Source organism: Corynebacterium sp. HMSC063A05 (genome assembly GCF_001809695.1).
In the GTDB taxonomy this organism is placed as follows: domain Bacteria; phylum Actinomycetota; class Actinomycetes; order Mycobacteriales; family Mycobacteriaceae; genus Corynebacterium; species Corynebacterium amycolatum.
The window spans coordinates 268,520-284,060 of record NZ_KV798504.1 but is presented as its reverse complement, the minus strand read 5'-3'; the positions used below and the strand labels follow the sequence as shown (position 1 = coordinate 284,060).

At 57.4% G+C, this 15,541-nt stretch carries 15 protein-coding genes; 6 read left to right on the top strand and 9 right to left on the bottom strand.

The genetic code is table 11. The features are described from left to right. Positions 1-6: 6 nt before the first annotated feature. The 6 genes from galE to HMPREF2651_RS07780 all read right to left on the bottom strand — a co-directional run bounded on the left by galE (position 7) and on the right by HMPREF2651_RS07780 (position 5,676). Positions 7-990, bottom strand: coding sequence for a UDP-glucose 4-epimerase GalE (gene galE, locus HMPREF2651_RS07805; RefSeq protein WP_070586021.1), 984 nt, complete (start codon positions 988-990; stop codon positions 7-9). Next, a complete protein-coding gene (locus tag HMPREF2651_RS07800; RefSeq protein ID WP_038628813.1) occupies positions 987-1,667 on the bottom strand; it encodes an iron-dependent transcriptional repressor DtxR in 681 nt (226 codons plus the stop codon). Before HMPREF2651_RS07800 ends, galE begins: the two co-directional genes overlap by 4 nt. A gap of 304 nt (positions 1,668-1,971) precedes the next feature. Beyond that, positions 1,972-2,961 (bottom strand): sigma-70 family RNA polymerase sigma factor, encoded by a 990-nt coding sequence (locus tag HMPREF2651_RS07795; protein ID WP_049181537.1) that lies wholly within the window; start codon positions 2,959-2,961, stop codon positions 1,972-1,974. Positions 2,962-3,097: 136 nt separating this feature from the next. Next, positions 3,098-3,532 carry a D-aminoacyl-tRNA deacylase gene (gene dtd / locus HMPREF2651_RS07790; RefSeq protein WP_038628816.1) on the bottom strand — a complete coding sequence of 145 codons (435 nt, stop codon included), beginning with the start codon at positions 3,530-3,532 and terminating at the stop codon, positions 3,098-3,100. Further along, on the bottom strand, positions 3,533-5,098 hold the full coding sequence (locus tag HMPREF2651_RS07785) for a DUF7782 domain-containing protein (protein WP_038628818.1): 1,566 nt from the start codon (positions 5,096-5,098) through the stop codon (positions 3,533-3,535). Positions 5,099-5,136: 38 nt separating this feature from the next. Then, entirely contained in the window at positions 5,137-5,676 is a 540-nt protein-coding gene (locus tag HMPREF2651_RS07780; protein ID WP_049181535.1) for a DUF3099 domain-containing protein, read from the bottom strand. Between the two features lie 174 nt (positions 5,677-5,850). On the opposite strand from HMPREF2651_RS07780, the gene HMPREF2651_RS07775 reads away from it, so the two are divergent. The 4 genes from HMPREF2651_RS07775 to HMPREF2651_RS07760 all read left to right on the top strand — a co-directional run bounded on the left by HMPREF2651_RS07775 (position 5,851) and on the right by HMPREF2651_RS07760 (position 10,211). Next, entirely contained in the window at positions 5,851-6,099 is a 249-nt protein-coding gene (locus HMPREF2651_RS07775; RefSeq protein WP_005509477.1) for a DUF3039 domain-containing protein, read from the top strand. After that, complete coding sequence (locus HMPREF2651_RS07770; protein ID WP_038628822.1) at positions 6,096-7,841, top strand: DEAD/DEAH box helicase; 1,746 nt, start codon at positions 6,096-6,098, stop codon at positions 7,839-7,841. Before HMPREF2651_RS07775 ends, HMPREF2651_RS07770 begins: the two co-directional genes overlap by 4 nt. A 39-nt stretch (positions 7,842-7,880) precedes the next feature. Further along, positions 7,881-8,321 carry a hypothetical protein gene (locus HMPREF2651_RS07765; protein WP_049181533.1) on the top strand — a complete coding sequence of 147 codons (441 nt, stop codon included), beginning with the start codon at positions 7,881-7,883 and terminating at the stop codon, positions 8,319-8,321. 282 nt (positions 8,322-8,603) lie between these two features. Next, positions 8,604-10,211: an SLC13 family permease gene (locus HMPREF2651_RS07760; RefSeq protein ID WP_049181532.1), complete on the top strand. Its 1,608-nt coding sequence runs from the start codon at positions 8,604-8,606 to the stop codon at positions 10,209-10,211. 412 nt (positions 10,212-10,623) lie between these two features. On the opposite strand, the gene HMPREF2651_RS07755 is transcribed toward HMPREF2651_RS07760, so the two are convergent. After that, complete coding sequence (locus tag HMPREF2651_RS07755) at positions 10,624-12,201, bottom strand: RNA polymerase sigma factor (protein ID WP_049181531.1); 1,578 nt, start codon at positions 12,199-12,201, stop codon at positions 10,624-10,626. A gap of 396 nt (positions 12,202-12,597) precedes the next feature. After that, complete coding sequence (gene ppgK / locus HMPREF2651_RS07745) at positions 12,598-13,353, bottom strand: polyphosphate--glucose phosphotransferase (protein WP_049181527.1); 756 nt, start codon at positions 13,351-13,353, stop codon at positions 12,598-12,600. A gap of 118 nt (positions 13,354-13,471) precedes the next feature. Here ppgK and HMPREF2651_RS07740 point away from each other — a divergent pair, with 118 nt between their 5' ends. Beyond that, positions 13,472-14,365: an inositol monophosphatase family protein gene (locus HMPREF2651_RS07740; protein ID WP_049181526.1), complete on the top strand. Its 894-nt coding sequence runs from the start codon at positions 13,472-13,474 to the stop codon at positions 14,363-14,365. A gap of 10 nt (positions 14,366-14,375) precedes the next feature. On the opposite strand, the gene HMPREF2651_RS10820 is transcribed toward HMPREF2651_RS07740, so the two are convergent. Further along, positions 14,376-14,984 (bottom strand): LytR C-terminal domain-containing protein, encoded by a 609-nt coding sequence (locus HMPREF2651_RS10820; RefSeq protein ID WP_158407486.1) that lies wholly within the window; start codon positions 14,982-14,984, stop codon positions 14,376-14,378. 203 nt (positions 14,985-15,187) lie between these two features. Here HMPREF2651_RS10820 and HMPREF2651_RS07730 point away from each other — a divergent pair, with 203 nt between their 5' ends. Further along, the gene (locus HMPREF2651_RS07730) at positions 15,188-15,484 is read left to right on the top strand and encodes a DUF4193 family protein (RefSeq protein WP_049181524.1); all 297 of its coding nucleotides are present in this window, start codon (positions 15,188-15,190) and stop codon (positions 15,482-15,484) included. Positions 15,485-15,541: the final 57 nt, after the last annotated feature.

Sequence of the window (15,541 nt, the reverse complement as noted above, 5' to 3'; positions counted from 1 at the left end):
CCGTACCTAGCGGTGCGCCGAGTGGGCTCGGTCGCCGAGGGTCTTGGTGTACTCCCATGCATCGGCGACGATGGTTTCCAGCTCCGTGTGATTGGGCTTCCATCCGAGCTCGTCCATGGCACGCTGGGAAGAGGCAATAAGAGTTGCCGGATCACCGGCTCTGCGCGGTGCATCCTCAGCGGGAATCGGGTGACCGGTGACCTTACGGCAGGTCTCGATGACCTGGCGAACCGAAAAGCCGTCGCCAGAACCGAGGTTAAAGATACGGTGCGTACCCGGCGCGTTGGACTCCAGTGCCAATACGTGCGCATCCGCGAGGTCTTTGATGTGGATGTAGTCACGAACCGCGGTGCCGTCCGGAGTCGGCCAGTCATTGCCAAAGACCATAATCTTGTCGCGATGACCAAGCGCAACCTGGAGTACCAGTGGAATGAGGTGAGTTTCTACCTCACGGTTTTCGCCAAAACCGCCCCAGGCACCCGCCACATTGAAGTAACGCAAGCTGGTAGCGCCGATGTTGTATGCCTTGGCGTAAGACGCGATGGCGTAGTCCATGGCCAGCTTAGTGGCACCGTAAGGGTTAGTCGGTGCGGTTGGCATGTCTTCGGTAATTGGTGTCTTCTCTGGCTCACCGTAGGTTGCGGCTGTCGAAGAGAACACCAAGCTATTCGTACCGGTATCACGCATCGCGTCGAGTAGCTTCAGGGTTTGGCCCACATTGTTGTGCCAGTAGTCGGAAGGAACTTCGACGGACTCGCCAACAAGCGATTTCGCAGCGAAATGAACGACACCGTCGAAGCTGTCGGAGGACAGAACCTCGTAGGCCTTGTCCGCCACATCACCTTCGACTAGGGTTGCGCCCTCCGGTACCGCATCACGGTTGCCAACAGAGAAGTTGTCCAGAATGGTGACGTCGTGGCCAAGAGAAATCAATACTGCCGAGCAAACGCTACCGACGTAGCCGGCGCCACCAGTGACTAGGAGTTTCATTTGGTAATCACCATGATCGCGTGAGACAGAGTATCCGGAATGTCAAGAGAATGATCACCGCGGGCAAGAGTCACGCGGCCAGCGGCAACCTCGGCAAGTGCTTCAGTACCCGGCATAATTCCGGCCTTGTGGAGACGCTTCATGTAGCTCTGCTCGACCTGCAGGATTTCGTTAATCTGGACGATTTCAATCGTGTACTCACCGGGGTTTAGGTCGGAGAGCCGGCGAACGTTCTCTAACGGCTTTGGTGACTGAGTTCCACCGAGGTCTTCCAAACCGGGAATCGGGTTGCCGAATGGGGAGCGTGTGTAAGAGTCGAGCACGTCGAGAAGTTTGCGCTCAACCTCGTCACTCATTACGTGCTCCCAGCGGCAGGCTTCATCGTGAACCTTGTCCCATTCGAGGCCAATGACATCCGTAAGTAGGCGCTCAGCTAGGCGGTGCTTACGCATGACAGCTGTGGCCAGCCTGCGGCCCTCGTCGGAAAGCTGCAAGCTGCGATCTGGGGCAACTACAAGAAGGCCATCGCGCTCCATGCGCGCAACGGTTTGGCTAACGGTCGGCCCCGACTGCTCAAGGCGTTCGGCAATGCGAGCACGCAAAGGAATGATGCCCTCTTCTTCGAGTTCGAAAATCGTACGTAAGTACATTTCCGTGGTGTCAACCAAATCCCTCACGGTTTTCCTCCGATAACGCAGTCTTAAAAGTTTTCACTCAAGTATTAGGATAACCACATTTGCGTAAGAAAGATGTTAGGGCTCGCAAATCCAGTGGCTGTGGTGCTGATTAGGCAGCGAAAAGCTTGGTTCGGTGGGCGCTGCTGAGATGTAAGGGAGCGTACGCGATGTCGAAAGTTCGACTTGCAGTCGAAAACGCCGACCGCCAGTGTGGATGAAACTCCCGCACGGGGGTCGGCATTGCAGTCCAGCTCTATCTCAGGGCTGAAATTGGGAACCCTATCGATGTCACCGCCATGCGGCGTTAGCTTGCGTACTCACGCAGCTTGTCAGCACGGTCTCCCTCGCGCAGCTTGGACATAACTTCCCGCTCAATCTGGCGGACGCGCTCGCGAGACAGGCCGAAGTGGCGGCCAATCTGATCCAGCGTGCGGGGTAGGCCATCGTCGAGACCGTAGCGGAGCTTAATAACTTCCTGCTCTCGAATCTCGAGAGTGGACAGAACCTTGCGGACATCGTGGTGACGCAGGGAAGCGACAACTGCTTCCTCAGCATCAGTTGCCTCTGAGTCCTCGATGAAGTCTCCCAGGGGAGCTTCCTCGTCAGTGCCCACTGGCATGTCCAAGCTCACCGGATCGCGGGACTGACGCAGCAGCATCTCAATCTTGGCTTCTGGAATGCCGGATTCCTCTGCCAATTCCTCATTCGTAGCCTCACGGCCGAGCTGCTGGTAGAGCTCACGCTTGATACGAGAAATCTTGTTGACCTGCTCAACCAAATGGACAGGGAGGCGAATAGTACGCGACTGATCAGCCATACCGCGGGTAATAGCCTGGCGAATCCACCACGTTGCGTATGTGGAGAACTTGAAGCCCTTGGTGTAGTCGAACTTTTCCATGGCGCGGATGAGGCCCAAGTTGCCCTCCTGGATTAGATCCAGCAGCGGCATACCGCGGTTGGTGTAGCGCTTCGCCAGCGAGACCACAAGACGGAGATTGGCTTCGAGTAGGTGGGCGCGTGCGGCCTTACCTTCCTTCGCCAAAATCTTGACATCACGCTTCTTTGCACGGGTCATTTTTGCGCCGGTCTGCAGCAAATGCTCGGCGTATACACCGGCTTCAATGCGCTTAGAAAGTTCCACCTCTTCTTCAGCGCTGAGAAGAGCAGTCTTTCCGATGCCGTTCAAATACACACGAACCAAATCGGCGGACGGGTTGGAGTTATTGCCGGTGCGGCGCCCCTTGTCCCTTGTCTGACCTTCCAGTTCGTCATTTTGAATATCGGCACTCTTCATGAATCTGCCTCCTGGATTTTTAAGTGGACTCAATAACTACAACGCACGGAGTTACGAAAATGTTCCCGTGAAAGGTGATGAATGTCAATAGGGTAATTTTGCCATGCAAATATAATGTTAAGAAAAACTACCGTCACTAGCATTCCACAAGAACTGTAAAGGGGCCATCGTTGACTGATGTCACCTCCATCATTGCCCCAAATTGTCCTGTTTCGACCGTCAAGCCACGATTGCGCAAGTTCTCGACAATTTTTTCAATGACGGGTTCGGCCTCTGGGCCCGGAGCCGCGTCTACCCACGACGGCCGCCGTCCCTTCTTTGTCGCCCCCATCAACGTGAATTGGCTAACGACGAGCACCTGGGCGCCAGCATCGACAGCGCTGAGTTCGCCATCCAGGATGCGCAGCTCCGCGATCTTGCGGGCCATCGTTTCCCAAGCATCAGCAGAGTCCTCGCGGCCAACGCCTACGAGCGCCAAAATGGCACCAGTATCGCCTCCGTCAACGTGCCCAACAACGGAACCGTCGACAGTGACTGACGCGGATTTAACTCGGGTGAGAACGGCTTTCATTTACTGTTTATCCTCCAAGAGCTCGGTGGGGAGAATCAGACCATGGCGAACCAGGTCAACGACAATGGGAACTAGGGCGTCTTTGATGGCAGGTACGTCGGACTCATCGAAGGCTCCAAACATTGCCATGATGTCGATGACTGAGCCCAGAGCAGCTTCGGGATGCAGCGCACCCAGAATGGTTGCCACGGACTCATCGATTGAGTGTGTCCAGGCGGGGCCATCGGTGCGTGAGAGGCGCGTATCGAACTCAGTGAAGCCCTGGCCGCTTTCGACGTCGGCAAGCGAAACGCGTTCGATGGCGACACCGGGGCGCACGGTAAAGGAAGCTTCGAGGATGGTGTCGGCAGTTTGTGCACGAAGCCATTCGGCGCGGCCGAGATACTCCTCGGCTTCGGCGGCGAAGGGAGCGGCCAAAGGCTGCGGCATTTCCTCGCACACGGCGGAAGTCGGGCCGTTGATGCGTTGGACTGTGATGTAGCCGAACCCGATGCCTGTCACGCCGCTGTTGCGAAAGTGCTCCAGCCAGGCACGAGAGCGCTCGCACCCCTCTGGGCTGCGGGGGTCGATGGACTCGTCTCGAAGCCAGGTGCCAATGTATTCCGCCGGCGTAGCGAGATCCCGTTGCGTTACCCACACCTCGAGGCCCTCAGCAGGGAGCCAAGAAGCGATGCGCTGTTGCCAACTCTCGCCCTCGATATGGGCCCAAGCGCCGAGTAGATGCGCCGTGCCGCCGTCGGTGAGATGGTCGGCCAGACCGCGGATCATAAGCTCGGTGGCACCGTCCAGATTCAGTCCTGAGTCACGGTAAACATGTTCCACACTTGGCAGTCCTACGACGAACGGCGGGTTGGCCACAATGCGGTCAAACTTCTGGCCTGCAACCGGTTCAAACCACGAACCTTCGAGAGCCTGCGCTTGGTCGAAGCCATTAGCTGCGAAAGTAGCGCGGGCAAAAAACAGCGCGCGGGGGTGAATGTCTGTCGCGACAATCGACTTTGCATCAGGTTGGGCAAGGCTCTGGATGCCACAACCGGCACCGAGATCGAGTACGGATTCCACCGCCGAGGTCGACGAAATATCGAGGAGAGAGCGGGAAGCCCGCCCTACGCCTAGGACATGATCGGGTCCAGGAACGTGATCGTTCATAGAGGCGTCGCGGTCGGAAAAGATAATACGGTCGACTCCCGCAATCTCGACCGGGCGCACATCGATACACACCTGTGCGTTGCTGGCGGTGCCGGCAAGTATGCCGCTGTCCAGCAACTTGACTGTCAGCTCAGCTCCAAATAGCTGCTCTGCGTCGGCGAAATCGCCCAGGATGAGAAGACGCAACGCGGTCACAGTATCCGCAGAAACGCCGTCCGTCTCGGTAAGCAGAGCATCGACAACGCCGGGCTCACCGCGGTCCAGCGCGGCTAACCCCTCGGCTCCTAGGACTCGACGCAGTGACTCGCTGGAAAACTCAAGGCGCCTAAGTGCGGTGGCGAATTCCTCTGCACAGTCGACAAAAGCACGAAGCTGCTGATCAGTCGGTGGGGTGAAGGTGGAGGGGGAAAAGGTCATCGTAGGCACTACCTTCGTCGTAAAGCGGGGCGGAGGGGCTAGTTAGGGGAGCTTGACGACGGATCGTCGTCTTCCGGCATATCGATGACATTTGCGTCATCGAAGGGATTTGAGGTGGTCTCGTTACCGGACCGCGGCGGTGCGTCGGTGTCTTCGGTACTGGCAGCAGAACCGAGCGCGCGCATCTCCGCTTCCTTGAGGGCGCGCTGGCGCTGTTGTTCCTCCCATTTGCGGTTTTGCTCGCGTACAACTCCTGGCTTGTAGACGCGCGGGTTGCGCTTGTCAGCGGGTTCGCCAACGCCATTGGCGATGACAACCGCGATCCACGGCATGGGTACGGAGACGACCATGAGAATCGCCGCAATCCACGGCACATCCCACCACAGGTAAAAAGCGCCGGAAAGAAGTAGCAATGGAATGCGAGACCATTGCAGGGCCGCGTAGACGTGGCGGCGGTGGTCGTAGTTGCGAATCCTTGAGCCGCGGGCGTCGGTAATCAACGCCGCGTCTTTCTTGCGTCGCCGGGAACTTCCGCGTTTCGGCAGCGCGGAGTCGCGACGGTCATTGATTCGCGCCATGGTTGCCTAGCATACGCCTGTGGCGTGGGGGTGTCTCAACTAGCTATGCCCGTTGCAGCTGCATGCTCGCGTAGTCGCAGCGGTGTTGTGGATGGCTGTGGAAGGTAGCAGTCAGCAGCGGCAAGCACCTGGGGCGCTAGGCATAATTTGACCAATGGGGCACAATTGGAATCTGTGAGCACTCCATTGAAGACGACAAAGACGATTGAACGCACCGATACCCGCGTCGATGAGTCGACGAGGGACGACACTCCGAAGTTCTTCCATTACGTCAAGAAGGACCAGATCGTGAACTCCGCGGTCAACGGCTCCTACGTCGTTGCTCTGTGCGGTGAAACCTTCCCAGTGAAGAAGTCGGCGAAGCCGGGTTCACCGGTATGCCCTGACTGCGAGCGGATTTACAAGTCCCTGCGTCGCAAGTGAGCGGGCTTCGTAAATGGCAGCAGGAGGCCCTCGACAAATACCTGGCGACTAACCCCAAGGACTTCCTTGCAGTGGCGACACCGGGCGCAGGTAAGACGACCTTCGCTCTGCGTATCGCCAGTGAGTTGCTGTCGCGGCGGATTGTCGAGCGCATTATCGTCGTAGTGCCTACTGAGCACCTGAAGGTACAGTGGGCTGCCTCTGCTGCTCGTTCGGGGATTGCGTTGGATCCCAAGTTCTCCAACGCCAAGGGTGTGGTAAACCCTTCCTACCAGGGAATTGTTGTGACCTACGCCCAAGTCGCAGTGCATCCGTTTAAGCACCATGCCGTAGCCACCGCTCGGCCGACATTGGTGATTCTGGACGAGGTACACCACGGCGGTGATGCCAAGAGTTGGGGCGACGGCATTTCTGAGGCCTACGGTGATGTCGAACGCCGCCTGTGCTTAACTGGTACGCCGTTCCGCTCCGATGACGCGGCAATTCCGTTTGTTCGCTACTCGCCGGATGGCGATGGTTACTCGCGCTCCGTCGCTGACTACACGTACGGCTATTCCAATGCGCTTGCCGACGGCGTCGTGCGCCCAGTGGTCTTTTTGGCTTACTCCGGTGAAGCTCGCTGGCGTGATAGCGCGGGTGATGAGTTCGCTGCGCGTCTGGGTACCGTGATGAGCCCAGAGGAGACCACTCGAGCTTGGCGCACCGCGCTTGACCCAAAGGGCGAGTGGATGCCGTCGGTGCTGCGGGCAGCGCATACCCGGCTCTCGCAGATGAGGCAGCATATTCCCGATGCCGGTGGCCTGGTTATCGCCTCCGATGCGGCAACTGCCCGTGCGTACAAGCGCATTCTCGAGCAGATTGCCTCCACACCGGTGGCGTTGGTGCTTTCGGATGAGCCTGGCTCGTCGGAACGCATTAAGACCTTCTCCGAGTCCACCGACGAGTGGATGGTGGCTGTGCGAATGGTCTCCGAAGGCGTGGACGTGCCAAGGTTGGCGGTCGGCGTGTATGCGACTAGTTCCTCGACTCCGCTATTCTTCGCGCAGGCTATCGGACGATTCGTGCGAAGCCGCATGCCGGGGGAGACTGCGTCCGTCTTCTTGCCGTCGATTCCTGTGCTGCTCGACTTGGCCTCGCAGATGGAGGTGCAGCGCAACCACGTGCTCGGTAAACCGGATCGGCCTTCGGAGGGCTGGGAAGATGACTTGGTCGCCGAAGCTAACCGGCGTAAGGATGAGCCCGACGAACTGCTGCCGGCCTACGAATCCATTGGCGCGGATGCTGAACTCGACTACCTGATCTACGACGGTTCCTCCTACGGCACCGCAACCGTTGCCGGTTCCGCTGAAGAAGCTGACTACCTTGGCTTGCCCGGGCTTCTCGACGCTGAGCAAATGCGACTCTTGCTGCGTCAGCGGCAGGATGAACAGCTTAAAGCCGCCAGTGCCCGAGAGAAGGAAGCCCGCGAGGAGGCGAGGGAATCGTCGTCAAGCGGAGGCGAAGGCGGCGCGGTCCACCGCATTGAGGGATCGGCGTACCCGAGGCCGCAGAAGGTGGCCAGTGAGGTGTTGCCGAAGTTGCGGAAGGAACTCAATACGCTGGTGTCGATGACGGCGGCGCGAACCGGTAAGCCACATGGTCAGGTGCATAACGAGGTTCGGCGCGCCTGTGGTGGCCCGCCGACTGCGCTGTGTACGGAGGAGCAGTTGCGCGATCGCATTAGCTACCTGCGTAATTGGTAGGGTTTCAAGCGAACTGAGCAATCTATGGTGGAGAGAAGAATGTCGGCAAGCAGTGATAAGTCGAGGCCGTCGGAATTGACCGGCGGTGGTTTGTCGGCTGTACCAGGCAATGACAGTCGGACTATTGGCGTGCTGGCACTGATCTTTGGTGTCGGCGGACTCTTGATGTCCTGGATAATCGTTGGTGGCATCCTCGGTGTCTTTGGCATTGTTCTGGGCATCATCGCGATGGCGAAGGCGTTGAGCGCGAAGAAACGCGTGCAGGCTGCTGGGGAAGACGCGGTCATCAGCGGTTCGTTCGGATTGGGCGTTGTCGGCATTGTGACGGGTATTGCAGCCGCCGTGGTGTCGCTGATGCTGTACTGGTCGACATCAGACGCGATGTCGAAGTGCGAGAAATTCGAGCGTACCTCTGGAGAGTATGCCGAGTGCATCTCCAATCAGATGGGGACTGACCAGCCAAAGAAGCAATCGGAGTGAGTTCGGACGCGAAGTCAATGGCGGTGTTACTTTGTGCCCGGAGTTTTCGGTTAATGCCAGATGCGCAATGAGGAAATGAGCTAACCCCGTAATCCACCCCCGAAGTCCAACTGCCTGCAGTTTCGGCCGGGGGTTTCTTAGTGAAATCTCATATTTGGCCGAGTGTTGGTAATGATATTGGTGTCAGAAAGTACCCACATTTGGCATCCCCTACATGCGGTAAACGTTTGAACATGCGTGCAATACAGGATGTCTGCTGATTATTAAATAGGAGCGTGAATCGTGGCAGCGACATCTACGCGCGACAACTCCCCGGAACTGTCACCTGGCCAACAAGACCGTGGTTACCTCAGCCGGGAGCTTTTCCGTAAGCGCACCGGTCTAGGACTCGGTATCATCCTGTCCTTGCTCGTGTACTTCTTTATGCCGGCTGAGCTCGATCACAACCTGCGTGCAACCGCAGGTGTAGCAGTGCTTATGGCCGTGTGGTGGATGTCCGAGGCTATCCCGATTGCCGTTACGGCTCTGCTGCCGCTGGCGCTATTCCCGATTCTCAACCTCGCGGAGATTAAGGATTTCTCGGGCAAGTACACAGACCCGACCATCTTCCTCTTTATGGGCGGCTTCCTGTTGGCACTGGCGATGCAGCGTTGGAACCTACACAAGCGTGTCGCATTGTGGGTCCTGGTGCTCATGGGGTCGTCACCAAAGATGCTGATTCTAGGCTTCATGGTGGCTACTGGCTTCCTGTCGATGTGGGTATCCAACACGGCCACGGCCGTGATGATGCTGCCAATCGGTGTGTCCGTGCTGAGCCTGATTGTCCGAATGCTGCACGATGAGAAAGTTGCTGCAGAGGATGCGGGATCTGCGAGTGAATCGGTCGCCGAAACCCCTGGTGGGGATGCGCTGGAGGAGGCGGAGGAGTCGTCGTCAAGTTACGACCCGATGCCAAAGTCGAACTTCGGTATCGCGCTGATGCTGGGTATCGCTTACGCGGCATCGATTGGTTCGTTGGGAACGATTATTGGTACTCCGCCGAACGCGATGCTGGCGGCCTACATGGCGGAGCAGGGTGTCAACATTGGGTTTGGCCAGTGGATGCTGCTGGGTGTCCCGGTGGCGGTTGTGCTCATGCTCTGTGCATGGTTCCTGCTGACAAGTGTTCTGTTTAAGCCGGAGATTGCGCATATTCCAGGCGGACGCGAACTCATGCGTGACGAGCTGAAGCGTCTCGGCCGTATGTCGGCGGGTGAGCGTCGCGTGCTCATGGTGTTTATCGCGGCTGCGCTGGCGTGGGTCTTTGTTCCGGTGCTGCTGCCAGACACCAAGATTGCCGATGCGGTAATCGCGATGACGGTAGGTATTGCACTGTTCCTGATTCCGGGTGGCCCTGATGGCGTGAAGCTCATGCGCTGGGAAAATGCGTTGGAGCTGCCGTGGGGTGTGCTGCTGCTGTTCGGTGGTGGCCTGGCGCTGTCCTCGCAGTTCGGTGCCTCTGGGCTGTCGGACTGGATTGGCGAGCAGCTGTCTACCCTCGGCTGGATGCCAGTGGCGGCACTCGTGGTTGTCGTCGGCGCGGTTGTGCTGTTCCTGACCGAGTTCACGTCTAACACCGCGACGGCCGCGACCTTCCTGCCGCTGGTTGGTGCGATGGCAATCGGCTTGGGCCACGACCAGATGATCTTCGCTGTTCCAGTTGCACTGGCGGCTACTTCGGCGTTCATGATGCCGGTTGCAACACCGCCGAACGCCATCGCCTACGGCTCCGGCTACGTCAGCATGGACAACATGGTCAAGACCGGTGTTTGGCTGAACATCGTTGCGCTGATTGTGATTTCTGTGGCTTCGCTGACGCTGCTGCAGTGGGTATTCGGCGTCGTGTACTAGCTGGGTATGTAGTAGCCGGTATTGGATGGTGGTCCAGTTTGCTGGACCGCCAGCGGACTGCTTCGCCTAGCGTTGCTTAGATGCTCCTTCGCCCCGTTCCACCTTGGTGGTTCGGGGTTTTGCTTTTGCCTCCAGCTGGCCCTACGCCGTTCAGTCCGGCAGTAGATTTGTGCACATGGCAGCTAGTCCCAAAATTGACAACCGTAGATATTACGCGCTGCAAATGTGAAACTGTCGGAGTTTATGACACTTTCAGGCCATTTTTGTGGGCCATTTTGTCATAAACGCAGTCGCTAACTCGCTAGCCAAGCTCCCGAAGAAAAAAATCGGGCTCGAATAAGGGGCGCAACCTTATCCAAGCCCAATTTTCTGGGCTTAGCAGTTAGCCCAATTACGACTCCAGGTTAAAGCTTTACTCCAAGTAGTCACGCAGAACCTGCGAACGCGATGGGTGACGTAGCTTGGACATCGTCTTGGACTCAATCTGACGGATGCGCTCGCGTGTCACACCGTAGACCTGGCCAATCTCGTCAAGAGTACGTGGCATGCCGTCGGTAAGGCCGAAGCGCAGACGGACGACACCGGCTTCACGTTCGGAGAGAGTCTCCAGAACGTCGCCAAGCTGATCCTGGAGGAGCGTGAAGCTCACGGCGTCCACGGCGATGACTGCCTCGGAGTCCTCAATGAAGTCACCGAGCTGGGAGTCGCCCTCGTCACCGATGGTCTGGTCTAGCGAAATGGGTTCACGAGCGTACTGCTGAATCTCGAGAACCTTTTCCTCGGTGATATCCATTTCCTTAGCGAGCTCTTCCGGAGTGGGCTCGCGGCCGAGATCCTGGAGCAGCTCACGCTGGATACGGCCGAGCTTATTAATGACCTCGACCATGTGAACCGGAATACGAATGGTTCGAGCCTGGTCGGCCATTGCACGAGTAATGGCCTGGCGAATCCACCACGTTGCGTACGTGGAGAACTTGTAGCCCTTGGTGTAGTCGAACTTCTCGACCGCGCGAATCAGGCCGAGGTTGCCCTCCTGAATCAAGTCGAGGAAAGCCATGCCACGGCCGGTGTAGCGCTTTGCCAGGGACACCACAAGACGGAGGTTGGCCTCGAGTAGGTGATTCTTGGCGCGCTGACCGTCGCGAGAAATCTCGCGCAAATCGCGCTTCTGAGCGTAAGCGATGCGCTCGCCGGCTTCCTTGGCCTCGTCAATCTTGTACTGCGCGTACAGACCGGCCTCGATGCGCTTAGCCAGACTGACCTCTTCCTCGGCAGTCAGCAGCGCGACCTTACCAATCTGCTTGAGGTAGGCGCGGACAGAGTCAGCGGAGGCGGTGAGGGCAGCATCCTTGCGGGCCTGACGCAGACGAGCGGACTCGTCCTCGTTCCAGACCTCGTCGCCCTCGTCCTCTTCATCCTCGTCTTCGTTTTCGTCCTCGTCGTCCTCTTCTTCATCGTCGTCGAGGTCGTCTTCTTCGAGGTCGTCATCATCCAGATCGTCGTGAAGATCATCGTCTTCGAGATCATCATCCAGATCCGGGTCGTAGTCCCGCTCCTGCTCCAAGTCGTGATCGAGTTCCTCGTCCTCGAGCTCTTCGTTCTCAGTTGCGTCGAGAGCCTGCGCGTCCTTCGCCTTCGCTGCAGCAGCCTTGGCCGCAGTGGCCTTCGCAGCCGTTGTCCGCTTAGTTGCCTTCTTGGCGGCGGCCTTACGTGTGGTCTTCTTAGCGACCGACTTCTTAGCCGCCTTCTTCACGGTCTTCTTAGCCGCTGCCTTCTTAGCGGTCGCCTTTTTCGCCGCAGTCTTGGTAGCAGCTGTCTTTTTGGCAGCCGTCTTCTTGGCGGCAGTTTTCTTCGCGGCAGTCTTCTTTGCCACGGTCTTCTTCACTGCTTTCTTGATGGCCTTCTTTACAGCCTTCTTTGCAGGAGTAGCTGAACCGGTGCCACTCCCGGTGGATTGGTCCTGAGCTTGCCCCAGTTCGTTGCCTGCCACGAACGCCCTTTCACGATGTACGTTGTGTGCGCCGCCAAAGCCGCCGCCAGCTTCTCTCGGTCAGAGAGAAGCTCAACGCGCCAGTGGTGCGCCTTTACTTCGTCTGCAGCCAGCTAGCTGAATGGGAAACATTCAGCGCTGACCTTTTCGTGCCACGGTCATCAGTGTTGCTTTTCTGGCTCCTAGCGAAGAAGCAATCGGTGAAAATCCTCATCGAAACAGTGCGCTTGAATTCGATTTTCCCAATCCTCCTCGAGCCTGTTGATTATTCAACCTTGCCGTGAGTCAACTTCTTATTGTAAACCAATTCTGAAAATCGCCGCCACGGGGCATGGCTTCAACCACGTGTCACGCCCGACGCGTAGCTACCAATCCCCATATAAGAAATGAAACTGTTTAAGGGTAAAGCCCCTGGTCAGCTGCAAAGGCGGCGCCAGCAATACCCGCATTATTATCCAAACTTGCCGGGACAACTGGAGTCTTACATGTCAACAGCGGAATCCACTTTTCGTGTTCGCGGCTGATTCCGCCGCCGACGATAATCCGTGACGGCCAAAACAGCGCCTCGTAGGTCCTAAGCACCTTGCTCACGCGCTCAGCCCACTCTTCGAAGCCGAGCCCCTCCACATCTTTAATTCTCGCGGATGCAAAGTGTTCGGCCTCCGTGCCATCGATGGCGAGGTGGCCTAACTCCGAATTGGGGTAGAGCAATCCGTCATGAATAAGCGCGGAGCCGATGCCGGTACCAAAAGTTAGCAACAACACGGCGCCAGTTTTATTGCCCGGATCGCCAAACTGGACTTCAGCGAGGCCGGCAGCGTCAGCGTCGTTAAGCACGTGCGCTTTGTTGTTGGGCAGATGTTTAGCGAAGAGCTCTTGGCAGTTCGTATTAACCCAAGAACCGTCAATATTGGCGGCCAGCAAGGCAATCTGATTCTGTACGACGGACGGAATCGTGATGCCGACATCGGAATCCCACTGCGCAATGTCCACAATTTCCGCAATGGTCTTCGCAACCGCCTCCGGGGTTGCCGGCTGTGGCGTGAAAATCTTAATGCGGTCGCCAATAAGCTGCCCAGTATCAAGGTCCACGCGGCCACCCTTGATTCCAGAGCCTCCGACGTCGATGCCAAATCCAATTCGTTGTCCCATAGCTCAAATTGTACGAAACAGACACAATGGGGGCATGAGCATTAACTCGCGTGGCACCGAACAACTCGCTAGCAGGGCAGATAATAGGGGGTTTAGTGCACCGAATAGCCCCGGATCTGTGCGACCCAGCGTCAGGGAATTGCGCGATCGCGCGGTATTTATTGCCCGCGCAGCCGCGGCGCACATCGCCAGTCGTCGGGTCGAACTCGGCTCCGATGGCGTTTTAGCAAGCTCCGAAACGAAGTCCTCAGCTGTTGACCCGGTCACCGTCGTCGACCGTGAATCTGAGGAGCTCATTCGTTCGCTCATCAAGGCGTTTAGCAGCTCCGACCGTATTTTGGGCGAAGAAGGCGGGCTTGACGACGGCCCGGGCTCTCAAGCGCAAGCTACTGACGCGGCCGAAGCGGTGACCTGGATCGTAGACCCCATCGATGGCACAGTGAATTTCCTTTACGGATTGCCCAACTTTGCTGTGAGTATCGCCTGCGCCGTAGGCGATGAGGTCGTGGCGGGTGCAGTGGCAAATGTGTCCTCGGGAGAGATTTACAGTGCAGCAAAGGGAGAGGGCGCTCAGGTTTCTCGGCGGGACGGCACTGTGCAGACGCTTAGTTGTTCCCCAACGGCCGAGCTGGAAAAGACACTTGTGGCAACAGGATTCAGCTATTCCGCTAATCTCCGGCAGGTGCAGGGGCGGATAGCGTCGCAGTTGTTGGGGGAGTGTCGAGATATTCGGCGCATGGGATCGGCGGCGCTTGATTTGTGCATGGTGGCGCACGGCCGTGTTGATGCGTATTACGAACACGACATCAAGATTTGGGACTATGCAGCAGGTGCTCTGATTGCGGCTGAAGCAGGCGCAAGAATTAGGGTCCCGGAATTCACGCAGTGTGCCAACGCTGCTGGCCGGCCGGAGGGAGACCCGCTCGACTTCGGTGTCGGTGCGGCGAATCCTGAAGTTGCCGATGCGTTCTTCGAAGCATTGGATGGTGCGACCGCGAAGGCTAGGAATTAGTGGCGTCTGTCTAGGAACAGGTGCTCGAGCTTAATGAGCTTAACCCCTCTAGATCGGCTTGTTCTCCACGGTTCAATGCGGACAACGTTTCCTCAACCTGGCTGACTACTTCGAGGTCCTTAAACCCCTTACCCAACGACACATCGACGGTTGCATCCGGCCGACCATCGTGGATGAGCTCAAAACAGGGGAAAAGAGCGTGAAGCGCTGCGGCGTGGCCATTGAACTGCTCGCCATAACGCAGCTGGCCGAAGCAGCCGAGGTCTTGGTTTTCCACAATAGGGTCGTTGCCGTAGGGAACCTGCTCATCGAGAACAAAATCGAGTTGCCGCAATTGTTCGGCGACGGTTGTAGCCTGGCCGACTTTGCCGTTGGCGTTATAGACGCGCACATGAACATCCGACGGTGGAACGACGTGTTCTCCGATTAGCGTGGTGGAGGAAACAGGGGTGCCAGCTGCGGGGAGGGAACAGGGGACCGGATAACTGGCCGGTTGGCTGCGGAATGCCAATACCCACGACGTAGCGGCAATCACTACAGCTACGACGGAAACCACCACGTAGGGAACAATTTTTCGTCGATGTGATGCGCTCGAAGTGCTCGCGGGGCCTGAACTCATGACCATCATGTTATCCTCTCCTCGACTAATGGGCATAGAAATCTGTTCTGACCTGCAGAGATGACAGATAGCGTGAATTGCCTTAATATCCGCTGAGAAAGGCACTGGAGAGTACAGGGTGTCAATCGTCTCAACGCGTTGTATTCTCCGAGAAAAAGTCAGTTCACAATGTCTAGCAAAGGTCCAGAAAGAAGGTTTGGGACATGGCTGTAAACTACGATGCCCCGCGTACTCGTGAAACCGAAGAGCTGGAGACCGATTCCCTCGAGGGCCTTCAGGCTGCATCTGCTGAGAAGGAAATCGAAGACACCGACGACGGCGAAATTGTCGAGCCGTTCGAGTTGCCGGTCGCCGACATCGCGGGTGAAGAATTCGATATGGATGTCGCCCCGAAGGGAGACGATGAATTCACCTGTGGCTCCTGCTTCATGGTCATGCACCGCTCGATGATTGCAATCGATAACGGCGATGGTTTCCCCATCTGCCAGGACTGTGCCTAATCCCCGCACAACTGGGATAACTTCCTAGGAAAAGGAAAACCGCCACTACCACGGTTA

Excerpts from the sequence above, each read along its gene's own strand:
- galE (WP_070586021.1), bottom strand. The coding sequence starts at position 990 with ATGAAACTCCTAGTCACTGGTGGCGCCGGCTACGTCGGTAGCGTTTGC.
- HMPREF2651_RS07795 (WP_049181537.1), bottom strand. The coding sequence starts at position 2,961 with ATGAAGAGTGCCGATATTCAAAATGACGAACTGGAAGGTCAGACAAGG.
- dtd (WP_038628816.1), bottom strand. The coding sequence starts at position 3,532 with ATGAAAGCCGTTCTCACCCGAGTTAAATCCGCGTCAGTCACTGTCGAC.
- HMPREF2651_RS07785 (WP_038628818.1), bottom strand. The coding sequence starts at position 5,098 with ATGACCTTTTCCCCCTCCACCTTCACCCCACCGACTGATCAGCAGCTT.
- HMPREF2651_RS07780 (WP_049181535.1), bottom strand. The coding sequence starts at position 5,676 with ATGGCGCGAATCAATGACCGTCGCGACTCCGCGCTGCCGAAACGCGGA.
- HMPREF2651_RS07765 (WP_049181533.1), top strand. The coding sequence starts at position 7,881 with ATGTCGGCAAGCAGTGATAAGTCGAGGCCGTCGGAATTGACCGGCGGT.
- ppgK (WP_049181527.1), bottom strand. The coding sequence starts at position 13,353 with ATGGGACAACGAATTGGATTTGGCATCGACGTCGGAGGCTCTGGAATC.
- HMPREF2651_RS10820 (WP_158407486.1), bottom strand. The coding sequence starts at position 14,984 with ATGAGTTCAGGCCCCGCGAGCACTTCGAGCGCATCACATCGACGAAAA.
- HMPREF2651_RS07730 (WP_049181524.1), top strand. The coding sequence starts at position 15,188 with ATGGCTGTAAACTACGATGCCCCGCGTACTCGTGAAACCGAAGAGCTG.